This window comes from Leisingera sp. ABM4_101 (genome assembly GCF_056158725.1).
Map to the genome: position 1 here is coordinate 1,799,900 of NZ_JBSWTV010000002.1, position 16,005 is coordinate 1,815,904.

Sequence of the window (16,005 nt, forward strand, 5' to 3'; positions counted from 1 at the left end):
GGGGCCGGAGCCTCTGGCGGACCCGGCCCCGCGGCTGTAGGGTCGCGCCATGACAGCTCTGCCCGTACAGTTTTCCGACGACCAGGCCACCGCTTTTGACAGCGTGACCGAGCTCCTGCGCCAGGCGGGGGTGGACCTTGACGACGGGCTGTTGCACCCGCCCCGCGGCGATGCCGGGGTGATGGCGGTGATCGGCAAGGCTGGGTCGGGCAAGACCCTGCTGCTGGCAGAGCTCTACAAGGCGCTGGAACAATCGGGGGTCGAGGTCGTCTCCGGTGATTACGAAAGCCGCAAGAAGGGCGACGACCGCCGCACTCTTGCCATCCTGGCGCCCACCAACAAGGCGGCCAGCGTGCTGCGCCTGCGCGGGGTGCCGGCCACCACCATACACCGCATCCTTTATACACCGGTCTATGATCCCGAGTTCGAAAAGATCGCCGAATGGCTGGCAGGGCAGGGCGACCAGCCCGAGATCGAGGGGCTGACCGAAGAGGCGCTGGCCCGCGCCGCCGCCTTTTACGAGAAGAACAAGTCGATCCCCGGGGCGCTGGCGGCAGCGGGCTTGCGCGGTTCCGACTTCATCACTGGCTGGAAACGGCGCGAGGAGCCGCTGGACATCGGCTTTGTCGACGAGGCCTCAATGCTGGACGACCGCCAGTTCGAGGATCTGAAGGAAATCTTCCCGAACCTGATCCTGTTCGGCGACCCGGCCCAGCTGGCACCGGTGAACCAGTCGGGGTCGATGGTGTTCGACGCGCTGCCGGAACCCCGCCGCCTGATCCTGAACCGCATCCACCGGCAGGAGGCGGGCAACCCGATCCTGGATCTTGCGCACGCGCTGGCCGACCCGCAGCTGGGGTTCGAGGATTTCGAGCGGATGATTGAGGACACCGCGCGGCGCGATGAGCGCGTGGTCTGGGGCCAGCGGGTGGAGGTAGACCTGATGGCGCGCTCGCCAGTGCTGGTCTGGCGCAACAATACCCGCATCCGCCTGATCAACGCTTTCCGCACCGTCTATGGCGCGCCGGAGGATGAGCTGATCGCGGGCGAGCCGCTGATTTGCGACGGTATCGAGCTGCCGATGAAGCACCGCAAGAAACGCCTGGATCTGGAGGCCCGCGGGCTGATCAAAGGCGCGCAGGTGATCTATCTGGGCGCCGGCCGCAAGCCCGGGTTTTCACGGCTGCATGTGATGGGGGCAGAGGATCCGCAGGTCTCTGCCGCCTCCATCGTCAAGATCGAAAAGCCGGATGAGGAAGAACCCTTCATTCCCTACGCCGCCCGCATGGGCGCCACCTTCCTGCATGGTGCGGCCGTGACCATTCACAAGGCGCAAGGCTCGCAGTGGGATACCGCGCAGGTCTTTGCGCCCGATATCTATGCCGCCGCCCGCATGGGCCGGGTGGAGGCGGGGCAGCCCTTGTGGAAACGGCTCGCCTATGTGGCCATCACCCGCGCGCAGGAGCGGCTGATCTGGGTGGTCCGCAACCGGCTGGCGAAACCCTCCGGTCCGCTGCCGGTGGACGACCTGAAGGCGCTGCCAGCCGCGGCGCTGACACTGGAAGCACAGGAGGAAACCCCGGCATGAGCAAATCGATCCTGATCACCGGCGCCAGCTCCGGCATCGGCCGGGCTGTTGCAGAGCTGTTTTTGGCTGAGGGCTGGCAGGTCGGCCTAACAGCACGCCGGGCAGAGAAGCTGGAGGAAGTGGCACAGGGGTTTGTGAACGCCCATGTCCTGCCGGCCGATGTGAGTGATCCGGCCGCAGTGGACCATGCGGTGAACAGCTTTGCCGTGGCGACGGGGCGGCTTGATGTGCTGTTCAACAATGCGGGCATCTTCACCCCGCCTGGCACCATCGACGAGATCCCGCTGGAGGACTGGTTCGCTTCGGTAAACGTGAACCTCACCGGCATGTACCTGACTGCCCGCGCTGCCTTCCGCCAGATGCGCCACCAGGCGCCGCAGGGCGGGCGGATCATCAACAACGGCTCTATCGCGGCCCATGTGCCGCGGCCCCACTCCGCGCCTTATGCGGCCACCAAGGCGGCCATTACCGGCCTCACCAAAAGCCTGTCGCTGGACGGCCGCCCCTTTGACATTGCTTGCGGTCAGATCGATATCGGCAACACCCGCACGCCGATGGTCGAGGACTTGAGCCAGCGCCATGCGGAGGCCAACCCCAATGCGGAACCGATGCATACATTTGCGGTGGAGGATGCGGCCAATTCGGTGCTGCATATGGCCAACCTGCCGCTGGAGGCCAATGTCCAGTTCATGACAGTTATGGCGACAAAGATGCCCTATATCGGCCGCGGCTAGGCTCTCCCGCCCGTCGCTGGTGCATCTGAGATGCCCCGCTCCCGTTGGGCGTGGCGCTGCGCTGGCGCGCAGCGCGCCCGTGGCGGAGGGGCTTCAAACCAGAAAGAAGCGGCGTAACCCAGGCTTCTTTCTGGTTGAAAATACTCCGGGGTGAATTGGCCGCAAGGCCAAGAGGGGCAGCGCCCCTCTTCCAGTTCAGCCTGCGGGGTCAGCACCCCTGCTTACCGGTTCCTGAGCAGGCTGAACGCAGCGGAGGCGCCCCAGCCGGCGGCGATGGCAATCGCCAGCGACATCAGGCCGTAAAGGAACGGTTGTTCGCGCGACAGTGAAAACAGGAACCGCTCCAGCCCTACCTTGCGCACGTCGATGGTGGTCTCATAGCTCGACACCACCTCGCCGCCGCGGGTCAGGAAGATACGGGTCTGATAGTCGCCTTCAGTCAAGTCGGCAGGCATTTTGATCGCTGTGCGGAACAGGGTCTGCTCGTCCACCGCGACGGTGTTTTCGCGCAGGGAATAGAGCCCGTTCTTCTCGCGGATGCGCACCACCGCATCGGCAAAGGCCTGGGCGCCGCGGATGTGCATCGCCGCGCCAACCGAGCGGATCGCGCGTTCGATAGAGACGCGGTAGCGCAGGTCTTCGGTGTCGGTCAGCACGGTGTCAAAGGGTGCGCTGGTCGCAACCGCATAGAAGGCTGGGGCCGAGTCGACCAGCACGCTGTCGACATTGACCCAGATGCCGACTTTCTTTTCCTTGCGGCGCACCATGACGGCAGGGGCGGGGCCGGAGACAGCCACGACAACTTCCAGCGGGGCGTCGGCAGGAATCGGAGCCTCGCGCTTTACCGCGCCGAAGATCAGGATTTCCGAGCCATCAAAGGTGGCGGTGATCGCCACCCGGTCCTGGCTGAGGCCGAGGACCACCTCTTCCTTGGCAGCGAGGGCGGCGGATTGCGGCAGCAGCGCCAGGGCGGCGGCGGTCAGTGCTGACAGGAGCAGTTTGCGCATGATCAGTGGCCTCCTGCGTCGCCGAGCGAGAACAGTTCGGAAGGTTGCAGCAACAGATCGAGGCCCAGTTTCACGCAGACGGCAATGACCATCAGCGCCAGCAGAATGCGCAGCTGTTCCGCCTTGAGGTAGACCCCGATCCGGGTGCCGATCTGGGCGCCGACCACGCCGCCGATCAGCAGCAGCACCGCCAGCACGATATCCACGGTATAGTTGGTGGTGGCGTGCAGCATGGTGGTAAAGCCAGTGACCAGGATGATCTGGAACAGCGAGGTGCCGACAACAACCTTGGTCGGCATGCCGAGGATGTAGATCATCGCAGGCACCATGATAAAGCCGCCGCCAACGCCCATGATCGCGGCCAGAATGCCAACGCAGACGCCAACCAGAACGGGCGGGATCACCGAGATATAGAGGCCGGAGGTGCGGAAGCGCATCTTGAATGGCAGCGCATGCACCCAGCCGCGCTGGCGGCGCGGGGCAGGGGCGGCACCGCCTGCCTTCTTGGATTTGCGGATTGCGTTCAGGCTTTCGATGAACATCAGCCCGCCGACCACGCCCAGGAAGACGACGTAACAGAGCTTGACCAGCAGGTCGACCTGGCCAAGCGCCTTGAGGTAGTTGAACACAACAACCCCGAGCGCCGCGCCAATCAGGCCGCCGGCCTGCAGAACAAGCCCCATCTTGATATCGACCGTGCGCCTTCGGAAATGCGCCAGCACGCCGGAGAAGGAAGAGGCGACAATCTGGTTCGCCTCGGTGGCCACCGCCACCGCCGGCGGGATGCCGATAAAGAACAAGAGCGGCGTCATCAGGAAGCCGCCGCCAACTCCGAACATGCCCGAGAGAACCCCGACCATTCCCCCAAGTCCCAGGAGAAGGAAGGCATTCACTGAGACCTCAGCTATGGGAAGGTATATCTGCATGATCTTTGTTAGACCGCGGACCGTTCAAAAATCAATGATCTATGCCGCCCTGCAGCGTGCAGGACTGATTTGACGCAGCAATCTGGACTTATGCCTGTGCCCTGTCACAGCTCTGTCAGTGAAAATAGATCTGCGGGTTCCAGCAGCAGCTCAAAGCCGATTTTGACCGACACTGACAGCACCAGCAGCGCCAGCAGCACCCGCAGCTGCTCTGCCTTCAGGCGGGCGCCGATCAGGGTGCCGAGCTGTGCACCCGCCACACCGCCCATCAGCAGGAACAGCGCCAGCACCACGTCGACTGTCTGATTGGTGGTGGCATGCATGAGGGTGGTGAAACCGGCGACAAAAATGATCTGGAACAGCGAGGTGCCGATCACCACTTTGGTGGGCATGCCAAGGATGTAGATCATCGCAGGCACCATGATGAAACCGCCGCCAACCCCCATGATTGCTGACAGGACGCCAACGCCGAAACCGACCAGAACGGGCGGAATGACAGAGATATAGAGGCCGGAGGCGCGAAACCGCATCTTGTAGGGCATGGCATGGACCCAGGACCGCTGGCGCCGCCTATATGCAGGCGCGCCGCCGGCCTGCCGCGCCCTGCGGATCGCGTTGACGCTTTCGATGAACATCAGCGCGCCGATCACGCCGAGGAACAGCACATAGCACAGCTGCACCGCCAGATCGACCTGGCCCAGCTGTTTGAGCCAGTTGAACACTGCCATCCCAAGTGCCGCGCCCAACAGGCCGCCGCCTAGCAGGACATAGCCCATCTTGAGGTCCACCGTGCGGCGCCGGAAATGCGCCATCAGGCCGGAAACGGATGAGGCCACCACCTGGTTGGCAGAGGTCGCAACCGCAACCCCCGGCGGAATGCCGATCAGGAACAGGAGCGGCGTGATCAGAAAACCGCCGCCGACACCGAACATGCCGGACAGCACGCCAACAGCGCCGCCAATGCCCAAAAGCACCAGAAAATTGACCGAGACCTCGGCGATGGGGAGGAAGATGTGCATGGCGCCATACAGCAACCGGAACGCGCCGGGTCAACCGGCCAGGCGGCACTGCGGCGGGCAGGACCGACAATGGATGAAGATCTGGACCTATGAGCAGGGCTCTCCCGCGCCCGCAGGAGAAGGGCAATGCCCTTCGCCTTGGCGGCCTTGGGCCGGGCACCGCACTGCGTGCGGCGCAAGGGGCTTTCTGCTGAGAGGCTCACTGAGGGGCAGAGCTGCCCCTCAGTGAGCCATGCCAAGTGTGCTTGCGTCTTTGCCGCGTCAAGGGTGAACGGCGCCTGCGCGCCGCCGCTGCGCGGCCCTTGACCCGGAAAAGACGAAGGACGGCAAAGAGAAACGCCCGGCATGGGACCGGGCGTTTTGGTGCTTCTTGCGCTGCGCTTAACGCTCTTTCACATATGGCTCGCCGCCGGCGCGGGGCGGGATTGCCTTGCCGACGAAACCGGCCAGGATCACCACCGTCAGCACGTAAGGCAGCGCATCCATCGCCTGCACCGGGATGGTGATGCCGCCGAGCTCGATGTTCTGGAACCGCAGGGCGATGGCTTGCAGCAGGCCAAACAGCAGGCAGGCGCCCATTGCGTGCCAGGGACGCCACTTGGCAAAGATCAGCGCCGCCAGAGCAATGAAGCCACGGCCCGCGGTCATGTCCTTGACAAAACCGGCCTGCAGCGCGGTGGCCAGATAGGCGCCGGCAATACCGCACAATAGGCCGCAGATCATCACAGCCGCATAGCGCAGGCCGACAACCGAGACGCCGGCGGTATCCACCGCGGCCGGGTTCTCGCCCACAGCGCGCAGACGCAGGCCGAAACGGGTGCGGAACAGCACCCACCAGGTGGCAGGCACAGCCAGGAAGGCGATGTAGACCAGGATCGAGTGGCCCGAGAGCAGTTCGGAATAGACCGGACCCAGCACCGGCACGCCGGACAGGCTCTCTGCCAGGGGCAGGTCAATCGGTGTGAACCTGCCGCCGCTGAACAATGACGGCGTGCGGCCGCCCTGCTGGAACCAGTCCTGGGCAATCAGCACCGTCAGCCCCGCGGCCAGGAAGTTGATGGCGACGCCGGAGATCAGCTGGTTGCCGCGGAAGGTGATCGAGGCCACCCCGTGCAGCGCCGCCAGCAAGAGCGAAGAGGCGATGCCCGCCAGCAGTCCCAGCCAGACATTGCCGGTCACCGCTGCTACGGCGGCAGAGAAGAATGCCGCCATCAGCATCTTGCCTTCCAGGCCGATGTCGAAGATGCCGGCGCGCTCCGAGAACAGGCCTGCCAGGCAGGCCAGCAGCAGAGGCGTCGACAGACGGACGGTGGAATCCAGAACCTGGATGATCGTCAGGAAATCCATCAGCTCTGCCCCTTCCGCATCGCCAGGAAGATCCGCTCCAGCGGCATACGCACCATGTTGTCGAGCGCGCCGGTGAACAGGATCACCAGCGCCTGGATCACCACGATCAGTTCCCTCGGGATCGAGGTCCAGAGTGCCAGTTCAGCCCCGCCCTGATAAAGGAAGCCAAACAGGATCGCGGCCAGGAACACGCCAAACGGGTGATTGCGCCCCATCAGCGCCACCGCGATACCGATGAAACCGGCGCCTTCGGTGGCGTTCAGAACCAGGCGTTCCGCTTCGCCCATCACGTTGTTCACGGCCATCATGCCGGCCAGCGCGCCGGAGATCAGCATGGTGACCATGATGATCCGGACCGAGGAGATGCCGGCGTAACGCGCGCCCGGTTCCGATTTGCCAAGCGAGCGGATTTCATAGCCCAGCGGTGTGCGCCAGATCAGCAGCCAGACAAAGACACAGGCGGCAATGGCGACCAGCAGGCTGACATTGGCCGGGCCCGCCTTGGAAAAGCTGATGCCGAGCGGGGCCAGCAGCTCATGCAGGCTGGGCAGATGCACCGCTTCCGGGAAGCGGGCGCTGGCCGGTTCCATCGAGCCTTCGGGGCGCAGCTTGTTGACCAGGAAATAGTTCAGCACCGCCGCAGCGATGAAGTTGAACATGATGGTGGTGATCACGATGTGGCTGCCGCGCTTGGCCTGCAGATAGGCGGGGACCGCGGCCCAGGCGGCGCCGAACAGCCCGGCGCCAAGCGCCGCCGCGATCAGCGCCAGCGACCAATGCGGCCAGGGGATGAACAGGCAGACCAGCGCCACGCCCAGGCCGCCGAGCATCGCCTGGCCCTCGCCGCCGATGTTGAACAGGCCTGCATGGGCAGCCACCGCCACTGCAAGGCCGGTGAACATGAAGTTGGTGGCGTAATAAAGCGTGTAGCCCCAGCCGTAGGTGGAACCCAGGGCGCCCTCGACCATCAGCTTGACCGCGGCGACCGGGTCTTCGCCGATCCCGAGGATCACCAGGGCCGACAGGACTGCGGCCAGCAGAAGACTGATCAGAGGGATCAGCACAACATCGGCCCATTTCGGCATCTTTTCCATTTACGCGGCCTCCCCCGCGACACCGGCCATCAGCAGGCCCAGTTCTTTCTCATCGGTTTGATCCGCCGGGCGCTCGCCCATGATCATGCCGTCAAACATCACCGCAACCCGGTCGGAGAGCGACAGGATCTCCTCCAGCTCTACCGAGACCAGCAGGATTGCTTTGCCCTGGTCGCGCAGCTCGACGATCTGCTTGTGAATGAATTCGATTGCGCCGATGTCGACGCCGCGGGTCGGCTGGCCGACCAGCAAGAGGTCCGGATTGCGCTCAATCTCACGCGCGACGACGATCTTCTGCTGGTTGCCGCCGGAGAAGCTCTTGGCGGCCAGCCAGGGATCAGGCGGGCGGACGTCGAATTTCTCCATTTTGGCCTCGGTATCGGCCTGCAGTGCTGCGTTGTTCATCAGCACGCCGTTCTTATAGGCCGCGTCGCGGTGATAGCCAAAGGCCACGTTCTCCCAGGCGTGGAAGTCCATGATCAGGCCTTCACGCTGGCGGTCCTCCGGCACATGGCCGATATGGGCACCGCGCCGCGCGGCGGCATCCGAGCCCTGGCCGTGCAAGGGCAGGGGGGTGCCGTGCAGTTTGATGCCGCCGGTGCCGGGGCGCATACCGCCCAGAACTTCCAGCAGTTCCGACTGGCCGTTGCCAGCGACGCCGGCGATGCCGAGGATCTCACCCGCACGCACCGTGAGGTCGATGCCCTTGACGCGCTCGACGCCGGCACTGTCCACCACCCGCAGGTTCTCTATCTCCAGGATCGGGGCGCCGGGCTGGGCAGGCACCTTGTCCACGCGCAGCAGCACCTTGCGGCCCACCATCAGCTCGGCCAGATGCTCGGGGCTGGTTTCAGCCGTCTTGACGGTGGCGGTCATCTGGCCGCGGCGCATGACGGATACCGTGTCGGTGTATTCCATGATCTCCCGCAGCTTGTGGGTGATCAGGATGATGGTTTTCCCCTCAGTGCGCAGCCGGTCGAGAATGCGGAACAGCTGGTCGGCCTCAGAGGGCGTCAGCACGCCGGTCGGCTCATCCAGGATCAGGATCTCGGCCTTGCGGTAGAGCGCTTTCAGGATCTCCACCCGCTGCTGCATGCCGACGCCGATCTCGTCAATGCGGGCGTCGGGGTCGACGAACAGCTCGTATTCCTCCTCCAGCGCCTTCAGCTCCTTGCGGGCGCGCCGGAGCGAGGGCATCAGCATGCCGCTGTCCTCGGCGCCAAGCACGATGTTTTCCAGCACGGTGAAATTCTCCACCAGCTTGAAATGCTGGAACACCATGCCGATGCCTGCGGCGATCGCTGCCTGGCTGTCCGGAATCGCGGTCTTCTTGCCCTTGATCCAGATCTCGCCTGAATCGGCTTTGTAGAAGCCATAGAGGATCGACATCAGCGTCGACTTCCCCGCACCGTTTTCACCGATGATACCGTGAATGGTGCCGGGGGCGACGCTGATGGAAATGTCCTTGTTTGCCTGGACCGGGCCAAAGGCCTTCGAAATGCCTTTGAGTTCAATGGCGGGGGCGGTCAATCGGGCTCTCCCATGCCTGTGAATCCGATCAGCCGCACCACCTTGCCGTCTTGCAGATCGGCAAAATACTGGCCGCGCACCATGCGCTGGCCGTCCTTCTCGAAATCCACCGTGGCACGTGCATGGCCGTGGTGTTCAGAGACGGCAACGACACTTGCGGTGGCGCCAGGCATCATCGCAGCAAACTGCGCGATGTAGTCCAGATAGGCGTCACGGGTTTCGATGGGGGCGGGGGTGTTGGGATCGGAGTAGTAGAAACCGGGCCCGATGGCCGCGTCCGTCTTGGCGGCGCGGGTTTCGGACGATGGGTCGCCCCAGGCCGCAAACAGAGTATTTAAGGAATCCGTCATGGCCTGGGGCTTTCGTCTTAGAAGCTCAGCGCGGGGCAGCTGTCGTTTTCATAATAGCTGGCCACGCTCACCTCGCCTGCGATGATCTGTTCGCGGGCTGCATCGACTGCGGCTTTCATCTCGTCCGAGACCAGCGGCGCGTTGTTGTCATCCAGCGCATAGCCAACGCCTTCTTCGGCCAGGCCCATCGTGAAGACACCAGTTTCCAGGTTTTCGCCGGCTTTCATCGCTTCATAAACGGCCACGTCGACGCGCTTGAGCATGGAGGTCAGAACCTTGCCCGGGTGCAGGTGGTTCTGGTTGCTGTCGACACCGATCGACAGGATGCCTTCGTCGGCGGCGGTTTGCAGCACGCCCACGCCGGTGCCGCCGGCCGCGGCATAAATCACGTCAGCACCCTGGCTGATCTGCGATTTGGTCAGCTCAGACCCTTTGACCGGGTCGTTCCAGGCCGCCGGGGTGGTGCCGGTCATATTGGCCACCACATTGACGTCAGGGTTTACCGCCTTGGCGCCTTGGGCATAGCCGCAGGCAAAATGGCGGATCAGCGGGATATCCATGCCGCCGATGAAGCCGACGGTGTCCGACTTGGAGGCCATCGCCGCCATCATGCCCACCAGATAGGAGCCTTCATGCTCGGCAAAGCCGATCTGGCGCACGTTCGGGGCGTCCAGCCAGGTCACGTCCACCGCAACAAATTTGGTGTCCGGATAATCCGCGGCCACCTGGCCCAGCGGGTCGGCCATGGCAAAGCCCATGGTGATGATCGGGTTGGCACCGGCTTCGGCAAAGCGGCGCAGCGCCTGCTCGCGCTGGGCCTCGGACTGCAGCTCGATTTCGCGGTACTTGCCGCCGGTTTCCTCAACCCAGCGCTGGGCGCCGTTATGCGCGGCTTCGTTGAAGCTCTTGTCGAACTTGCCGCCCAGGTCGAAGATCAGCGCCGGTTCGGCCAGCGCGGCACCGGCTGTCAGGGCCAGCGACGCGGCTGCGCCCATCAGCGATTTCATCAGGGTCATCAGGTTAACTCCCACTGTCATTTTTGTTGGATGCAGCGGGGGTTTTCCGCTGCCCGGCCCCGTTCAGGCCATAGAGGGTGCGGCAATTTAGCCTGCAGGGCAGGGAGAGGGTCAACCGCTTTTTGACCATTTGGTGCGGAATCCGCGCAACTGGCCTAACGTAAAGCTTTGCGCATCAGGATCGCATCCGCTGCGGCGGTATCCTGGCGGGGGTAATATCCTTTGCGGCGCCCGCATTCCGCAAATCCGCAGGAGTGGTAGAGCGTTTGTGCAGCACTGTTATCCGCCGCCACTTCCAAAAAGGCTTCTGCCGCGCCGCGCCGGGCAGCCTCTGATTCCCACTCGGCCATGCAGGTCCGGGCCAGGCCCTGGCGCTGATGGCCGGGGGCGGTGGCAATGGTCAGCAGCTCTGCCTCATCCGCGATCACCCGGACCAGTGCGAAACAGCGCCCATCGCCCGCGGCAAAGGCCAGGGGGCTGTCCATCAGCGCAGCGAATTCCGCAGTGCTCCACGGGCGGGACTGAGTGAAGGCCGCGGCATGGGTTGCGGCCATCTGCCCTGGGGTCAGGAGATCACTCATCCAGCAACGCAGGCGGCACGTCGCTGGAGGGTGCAGCATCAGCGGCGCGCAGATACAGCGGCGCAGGCGGTTCGGCCGCGGTTTCAAACCGTGCTGCGGCGATGCGCGCAATGGCTTCGGCAATTCCCCCCGGGGTTGCCTCGGGCGCAAAGGCCAGCCCGGCACCGCGGGCGGCGTCCTCAGCCTCCTGGCGCGGCAGCAGACGCGGTGCTTCGCCTGGCAAAGCTGCATAGACCTGATCACGCGGCGCGGGCACTGCGGGCAGGGTGCCTGCGGCGGCGCGGGCCTCGAACCCGTCGACGCCGACGGCCGGAACCTCCAGCCCCAGCGCCAGCCCGCGCGCGGCGGAGACAGCAATTCGGATACCCGTGAAGTTGCCAGGACCCACGCCAACACCGATGGCATCCAGATCCTTCCAGCCGGCACCGCCTTCGGCCAGCACCTCTTCCAGCAGCGGCATCAGCCGTTCGGCCTGGCCGCGGGTCATTTCTTCCAGCCGGGAAGAGAGCACCACTTCCCCGCGCAGCAGGGCCGCAGCGCAATGGCCTGCGGAAGTATCAAATCCCAGAACCAGCGGTGCTGCGCTGTTTTCTGCTGCAACGGAAGTATCTTGCATGGTCAGCTCTTATTGCCGGCGTTCAGCGCCTGTCGCCCGGACCCGCCGGCACGAGGCAGATCATCGGTGAAATGCAGCCAAGGCAGGCGCGCGCCGTCGTGGCAGTGGATTTCCGGCGGCAGGTCCGCCGCCTGGTCCAGAATGCCAATGGGGACATAGGTCTGACCCGGCAGGTAATCGAACTGTGCCGCCAGCGGCGAGCCGCAGTCCCGGCAGTTCCAGCGGGTCACTCCGGGATGGCTGGAAAAGGACGGACCCAGCCCCGGTTCCGCGGCCAGGCTGCTTTCGGCAAAGGCTGCAAAGGCCCCGACCGGAGCGCCGGTCCAGCGGCGGCAGTCGCTGCAATGGCAATAGGCCACCGTCTGCGGGCGGGCGCTAAAGCTCAGCCGCACCGCGCCGCAGTAACAGCGGCCTGTGATGGGAGCGGCTGCCTCAGACGGCAACCGGGCGCACCTCGGTCACTTCAGGGATATAATGGCGCAGCAGGTTCTCGATGCCCATTTTCAGCGTCAGGGTCGAGGAGGGGCAGCCCGCGCAGGCCCCCTGCATGTGCAGGTAGACCACGCCGCGGTCAAAGCCGTGAAACGTGATGTCGCCGCCGTCCTGGGCCACTGCCGGGCGCACGCGGCTGTCCAGCAGTTCCTTGATCTGGTTGACGATCTCGGCGTCTTCTCCGGAGTGCTCGGCATGGCCCGAAGCCGGATCGGCGGAGCCATCCGCCATCACCGGCTGGCCGGACTGATAATGCTCCATCACCGCGCCCAGAATGGCCGGCTTGATGTGGTCCCACTCGACGCCATCGGCCTTGGTCACGGTCACGAAGTCATTGCCGAAGAACACGCCGGTCACACCCGCAACCGCAAAGATGCGGGCGGCCAGCGGCGATTTGCCTGCAGCCTCGGCGCTGGGGAAGTCGGCGGTGCCGGCCTCCAGAACGGTCTGGCCCGGCAGGAATTTCAGCGTCGCCGGGTTGGGCGTGGATTCAGTCTGAATGAACATGTCGGGCCTCCGTTAAGCGTGCCCCCGATATGCGCCCTGCGCGCCGCCAAGTCAAGATTTGGAACGATTCTAAATCGTGATGCCTGCGGCATGGTCCAGGGCCTGTTCCAGCCGGTCGTCGCCCCAGAACAGATCCTGTCCGCTGATGAAAGACGGCGCGCCGAAGATCCCAGCGGCAATGGCCCCTTCTGTTTGTGTCCGCAGGGCTGATTTGATTTCCGGCGCTTGCGCGCGTTGCAGGAGTGCCCCGTCCAGGCCAGCCGCCTGCAGGCAATCCAGCAGGACAACCTCCCGCGTTATATCCGCACCGCCGCCGAACTGGGCCTGAAACACAGCCTGTGCAAAGGCCTCAATCCGGCCCCGTTCTGCTGCGGCCAAAGCCAGGCGCGCCGCCGTCAGCCCGTTTTGCGGAAACACCTCCGGGCGGCGGAACGGCAGTCCGCGGGCGGCGCAGATCCGCTCCATGTCGCGCCACATATAGCGTCCCTTGGCCGGATAGAGGTTGAAGGGGGAGGTGTCCCAGCCCTGAGCCGCAAAGATTGGCCCCAGCAGAAACGGCTTCCAGCTGACCTCAACCCTGCGGGCGGCGGCCATTTCGCCGATCCGCATCGCGCTGAGGTAGGAATAGGTGGAGGCGAACTCGAACCAGAAGGTAATCTTGCCGGTCATCGCCTCTGCCTTGCCTTCCTGTGTTGTGCGGTCAGGTGATCGCTTCCAGTTTCTCTTTCGACAGATCGCCCGGCACGATGGTGATCGGGATCGGCAATGTGCCGGAGTTCTTGGTCAGTTGGGTGACCAGCGGCCCCGGCCCCTTGCGCCCGGTGCCGGCCCCCAGCACCAGCACGCCGATTTCCGGGTCGCCTTCGATATAGTCGAGGATCTCCGGAACGGCTTCTCCTTCGCGGATCACCAGTTCGGGGTCCACGCTTTGGCGGTCACGCATCCATTTGGCGAACACCTCGAAATGGGCATGGATGCGTTCGCGGGCTTCCTCCCGCATCACTTCGCCGACGCCGATCCAGTGGTTGAACTCGTCCGGCGGGATCACCGAAAGGATGATCACGCCTGCACCGGTATGGGCTGCGCGCATCGCGGCAAAGCGCATGGCGTTCAGGCATTCGCGGCTGTCGTCCAGCACCACAAGGAATTTGCGCATCTTTGCTCTCTCGTTGCTCCACCGCGGATCATGGCGCAAGCGGGCGCGTCAGGCAATAGAGCCAAAGCTGTTGAGCTGTTTCAGGAAACTGGCTCTAGGGGCAGGGAGGGAAGCGGCTCCCGCGCCCGCAGGATCTTCCGGCTGCGCCGGAACACCCTTGGCGGCCTTGGGCCGGGCGCCGCGCATCGCGCGGCGCGGCACCGTGCAGCCGCACGGTGCCATGCCCAACAGTGCAGCGGGTTTCGCAAGAAACCCCGGAACGGGCGGGAGCCTTTGCTGGCGGTGCCGGGCCGCAGGTCTTATCCTTGGCTGGCGGCCCAGTCCCAGTAGAGCTGGCGCACCCGTTTGGCGACCGGACCGGCCTGGTAGCGGCACCTGTCAAACGCCGTGACAGGTGTCACTTTGCTCAGGTTGCCGGAAAGAAAAACCTCGTCCGCCTCCTCGAAATCCTGATAGCCCAGAACGCATTCATGCACGGTGATACCGTCGGCGCGCATGTTGCTGATGTGGCGGGCGCGGGTGATGCCTGCAAGGAAGGTGCCGTTGGGGATTGGCGTGAACACCTCGCCGTCGCGGACCATGAAGACATTGGTGGTGGCGGTTTCGGCGACGTTGCCCATGGCATCCAGCACCAGTGCATTGCTGAATCCCTTGCTGCGTGCCTCCCGCAGCATCCGGGCGTTGTTGGGATAGAGGCAGCCTGCCTTGGCATTCACCACCGCGTTTTCCAGAACCGGACGGCGGAAGCGGGTGCGGGTCAGCGTGGCGGAGGCCTCAGGGGCCGCCATCGGGATTTCTTCCAGGCTGACGGCAAAGCGGGTGCTGTCCGCCTTGGGCGCAATCAGCGTTTCGTCGCCATCGGCAGCCCAGTACATCGGCCGGATATAGACCGCGGCGGCGGGGGCAAACCCCTCCAGCCCGTCGCGGATGATTTCCGCCATTTGCTCCGCTGAGTGGGTGGGAGACATCATCAGCGCCTCAGCCGAGGCATTGGTGCGGGCACAATGCAGGTCCAGGTCAGGTGTTCTGCCGTCAAAGAAGCGCGCACCGTCAAACACGGACGAGCCCAGCCACATCGCGTGATCCGCGGCCCGCATGACTGCGACGTTTCCATCATGCCAGCTGCCCTCAAAATAGGTCCTGACCGTCTTGCCCACAGCCATGTTCTGCCTCCTTCTGTTTGCCGCAACGGTAGGCAGGGAAAGGTTTGAGGTCTAGACCCGGCATCGTCTGCTGATGCCTTTCAGAATGCGTTGGAGGCGCGTTTTCTGTTTGTTCGCAGAAGGTTGCGCCGCTGCGGCGCGTAATTTGACGCCGCGTCCATTGGGTCAGCAGTTTTGACCCAATGTTTCGCGCGCGAAACATTCGGGCAGTAGTACTGACCTACTCAACCTCCGCGAGCAAAGCGTGCAGGTCCAGGGCCTCCGTGCCCATGGCGAGGCTGCCATCCGGCCCCCGCGGCCAGTCTGCTTCGGGACGGTCACGGTAGAGTTCCACCCCGTTGCCATCCGGATCGCGCAAGTAGATGGCCTCTGATACGCCATGATCCGCGGCGCCTTCCAGCGCGATGCCTGCATTCAGGACGCGCCGCAGCACAGCAGCCAGGCTTTTGCGGTCCGGCAGCAAAATGGCGGTGTGGTAGAGGCCGGTCATGCTGGGCGCCGGAGCGGGGCCGCCGCGCGACTGCCAGGTGTTGAGGCCGATGTGGTGGTGATAGCCGCCTGCCGACAGGAAGGCGGCAGAGCCGCCCAGCCGCTGGGTCACTTCGAACCCCAGTACGCCGCTGTAAAAGGCGATTGCCCGCTCCAGGTGCGAAACCTTCAGGTGGACATGGCCGATGCGGGTGCCTGCGGGCAGGGGAGCGGTGCCGGTGCCGGTGCTCATGTCGGTCTCCAATTGCTTGTTTCCAGCAATATGGAGGCGGCGCGGTGCAGGTTCCATTCCGCAGCGCCGCACCATTTCCCTGCGGACTTGCACAGCCTGGCAGCGCGGCATGGCCAGCGCGCCGCCAGGCGCGCCGGGCCCAACCGGGCCTGCGCATC

General features: G+C 64.5%; 18 protein-coding genes. 2 read left to right on the plus strand and 16 right to left on the minus strand.

Translation table 11 applies throughout. From position 1 onward, the window contains the following. The first annotated feature begins 49 nt into the window (after positions 1-49). Together ACXAEK_RS09900 and ACXAEK_RS09905 are read left to right on the plus strand one after the other, a co-directional pair. Entirely contained in the window at positions 50-1,588 is a 1,539-nt protein-coding gene (locus tag ACXAEK_RS09900; RefSeq protein WP_475041570.1) for an ATP-dependent DNA helicase, read from the plus strand. Next, positions 1,585-2,322 carry an SDR family oxidoreductase gene (locus tag ACXAEK_RS09905; protein WP_475041571.1) on the plus strand — a complete coding sequence of 246 codons (738 nt, stop codon included), beginning with the start codon at positions 1,585-1,587 and terminating at the stop codon, positions 2,320-2,322. Before ACXAEK_RS09900 ends, ACXAEK_RS09905 begins: the two co-directional genes overlap by 4 nt. A 221-nt stretch (positions 2,323-2,543) precedes the next feature. Here the strand turns inward: ACXAEK_RS09905 and ACXAEK_RS09910 are convergent, their stop codons facing one another. The 16 genes from ACXAEK_RS09910 to ACXAEK_RS09985 all read right to left on the minus strand — a co-directional run bounded on the left by ACXAEK_RS09910 (position 2,544) and on the right by ACXAEK_RS09985 (position 15,847). Continuing rightward, on the minus strand, positions 2,544-3,329 hold the full coding sequence (locus tag ACXAEK_RS09910) for a TIGR02186 family protein (protein ID WP_475041572.1): 786 nt from the start codon (positions 3,327-3,329) through the stop codon (positions 2,544-2,546). Positions 3,330-3,331: 2 nt separating this feature from the next. Next, positions 3,332-4,255: a sulfite exporter TauE/SafE family protein gene (locus ACXAEK_RS09915; RefSeq protein ID WP_475041574.1), complete on the minus strand. Its 924-nt coding sequence runs from the start codon at positions 4,253-4,255 to the stop codon at positions 3,332-3,334. Between the two features lie 104 nt (positions 4,256-4,359). After that, the gene (locus ACXAEK_RS09920) at positions 4,360-5,274 is read right to left on the minus strand and encodes a sulfite exporter TauE/SafE family protein (RefSeq protein ID WP_475041575.1); all 915 of its coding nucleotides are present in this window, start codon (positions 5,272-5,274) and stop codon (positions 4,360-4,362) included. Positions 5,275-5,655: 381 nt separating this feature from the next. Beyond that, positions 5,656-6,621, minus strand: coding sequence for an ABC transporter permease (locus tag ACXAEK_RS09925; protein ID WP_475041577.1), 966 nt, complete (start codon positions 6,619-6,621; stop codon positions 5,656-5,658). After that, positions 6,621-7,715: an ABC transporter permease gene (locus tag ACXAEK_RS09930; protein ID WP_475041579.1), complete on the minus strand. Its 1,095-nt coding sequence runs from the start codon at positions 7,713-7,715 to the stop codon at positions 6,621-6,623. The genes ACXAEK_RS09925 and ACXAEK_RS09930 overlap by 1 nt, the downstream gene beginning before the upstream one ends. Then, the gene (locus tag ACXAEK_RS09935) at positions 7,716-9,245 is read right to left on the minus strand and encodes an ABC transporter ATP-binding protein (RefSeq protein WP_475041581.1); all 1,530 of its coding nucleotides are present in this window, start codon (positions 9,243-9,245) and stop codon (positions 7,716-7,718) included. Continuing rightward, entirely contained in the window at positions 9,242-9,595 is a 354-nt protein-coding gene (locus ACXAEK_RS09940) for a nuclear transport factor 2 family protein (protein ID WP_475041583.1), read from the minus strand. The genes ACXAEK_RS09935 and ACXAEK_RS09940 overlap by 4 nt, the downstream gene beginning before the upstream one ends. 17 nt (positions 9,596-9,612) lie before the next feature. Continuing rightward, positions 9,613-10,611: a BMP family lipoprotein gene (locus tag ACXAEK_RS09945; protein WP_475041585.1), complete on the minus strand. Its 999-nt coding sequence runs from the start codon at positions 10,609-10,611 to the stop codon at positions 9,613-9,615. A gap of 155 nt (positions 10,612-10,766) precedes the next feature. Continuing rightward, the gene (locus tag ACXAEK_RS09950) at positions 10,767-11,192 is read right to left on the minus strand and encodes a GNAT family N-acetyltransferase (protein ID WP_475041587.1); all 426 of its coding nucleotides are present in this window, start codon (positions 11,190-11,192) and stop codon (positions 10,767-10,769) included. Beyond that, a complete protein-coding gene (gene tsaB, locus ACXAEK_RS09955; protein WP_475041589.1) occupies positions 11,185-11,808 on the minus strand; it encodes a tRNA (adenosine(37)-N6)-threonylcarbamoyltransferase complex dimerization subunit type 1 TsaB in 624 nt (207 codons plus the stop codon). The genes ACXAEK_RS09950 and tsaB overlap by 8 nt, the downstream gene beginning before the upstream one ends. Positions 11,809-11,810: 2 nt before the next feature. After that, complete coding sequence (locus ACXAEK_RS09960; protein ID WP_475041591.1) at positions 11,811-12,251, minus strand: GFA family protein; 441 nt, start codon at positions 12,249-12,251, stop codon at positions 11,811-11,813. Next, on the minus strand, positions 12,241-12,807 hold the full coding sequence (locus tag ACXAEK_RS09965) for a NifU family protein (RefSeq protein ID WP_475041593.1): 567 nt from the start codon (positions 12,805-12,807) through the stop codon (positions 12,241-12,243). Before ACXAEK_RS09965 ends, ACXAEK_RS09960 begins: the two co-directional genes overlap by 11 nt. 69 nt (positions 12,808-12,876) lie before the next feature. After that, entirely contained in the window at positions 12,877-13,476 is a 600-nt protein-coding gene (locus tag ACXAEK_RS09970) for a DsbA family protein (protein WP_475041595.1), read from the minus strand. Positions 13,477-13,507: 31 nt separating this feature from the next. Next, positions 13,508-13,963 carry a universal stress protein gene (locus ACXAEK_RS09975; protein WP_475041597.1) on the minus strand — a complete coding sequence of 152 codons (456 nt, stop codon included), beginning with the start codon at positions 13,961-13,963 and terminating at the stop codon, positions 13,508-13,510. A gap of 299 nt (positions 13,964-14,262) precedes the next feature. After that, positions 14,263-15,126, minus strand: a complete 864-nt coding sequence (locus tag ACXAEK_RS09980) for a branched-chain amino acid aminotransferase (RefSeq protein WP_475041599.1) — start codon at positions 15,124-15,126, stop codon at positions 14,263-14,265. 220 nt (positions 15,127-15,346) lie between these two features. Beyond that, complete coding sequence (locus ACXAEK_RS09985) at positions 15,347-15,847, minus strand: VOC family protein (RefSeq protein WP_475041601.1); 501 nt, start codon at positions 15,845-15,847, stop codon at positions 15,347-15,349. Between the last annotated feature and the right edge of the window lie 158 nt (positions 15,848-16,005).

Bases quoted from the DNA above. Each gene is read 5' to 3' on its own strand.
- ACXAEK_RS09900 (WP_475041570.1), top strand. From the start codon at position 50: ATGACAGCTCTGCCCGTACAGTTTTCCGACGACCAGGCCACCGCTTTT.
- ACXAEK_RS09905 (WP_475041571.1), top strand. From the start codon at position 1,585: ATGAGCAAATCGATCCTGATCACCGGCGCCAGCTCCGGCATCGGCCGG.
- ACXAEK_RS09910 (WP_475041572.1), bottom strand. From the start codon at position 3,329: ATGCGCAAACTGCTCCTGTCAGCACTGACCGCCGCCGCCCTGGCGCTG.
- ACXAEK_RS09915 (WP_475041574.1), bottom strand. From the start codon at position 4,255: ATGCAGATATACCTTCCCATAGCTGAGGTCTCAGTGAATGCCTTCCTT.
- ACXAEK_RS09920 (WP_475041575.1), bottom strand. From the start codon at position 5,274: ATGCACATCTTCCTCCCCATCGCCGAGGTCTCGGTCAATTTTCTGGTG.
- ACXAEK_RS09925 (WP_475041577.1), bottom strand. From the start codon at position 6,621: ATGGATTTCCTGACGATCATCCAGGTTCTGGATTCCACCGTCCGTCTG.
- ACXAEK_RS09930 (WP_475041579.1), bottom strand. From the start codon at position 7,715: ATGGAAAAGATGCCGAAATGGGCCGATGTTGTGCTGATCCCTCTGATC.
- ACXAEK_RS09940 (WP_475041583.1), bottom strand. From the start codon at position 9,595: ATGACGGATTCCTTAAATACTCTGTTTGCGGCCTGGGGCGACCCATCG.
- ACXAEK_RS09945 (WP_475041585.1), bottom strand. From the start codon at position 10,611: ATGACCCTGATGAAATCGCTGATGGGCGCAGCCGCGTCGCTGGCCCTG.
- ACXAEK_RS09950 (WP_475041587.1), bottom strand. From the start codon at position 11,192: ATGAGTGATCTCCTGACCCCAGGGCAGATGGCCGCAACCCATGCCGCG.
- tsaB (WP_475041589.1), bottom strand. From the start codon at position 11,808: ATGCAAGATACTTCCGTTGCAGCAGAAAACAGCGCAGCACCGCTGGTT.
- ACXAEK_RS09965 (WP_475041593.1), bottom strand. From the start codon at position 12,807: ATGTTCATTCAGACTGAATCCACGCCCAACCCGGCGACGCTGAAATTC.
- ACXAEK_RS09970 (WP_475041595.1), bottom strand. From the start codon at position 13,476: ATGACCGGCAAGATTACCTTCTGGTTCGAGTTCGCCTCCACCTATTCC.
- ACXAEK_RS09975 (WP_475041597.1), bottom strand. From the start codon at position 13,963: ATGCGCAAATTCCTTGTGGTGCTGGACGACAGCCGCGAATGCCTGAAC.
- ACXAEK_RS09980 (WP_475041599.1), bottom strand. From the start codon at position 15,126: ATGGCTGTGGGCAAGACGGTCAGGACCTATTTTGAGGGCAGCTGGCAT.
- ACXAEK_RS09985 (WP_475041601.1), bottom strand. From the start codon at position 15,847: ATGAGCACCGGCACCGGCACCGCTCCCCTGCCCGCAGGCACCCGCATC.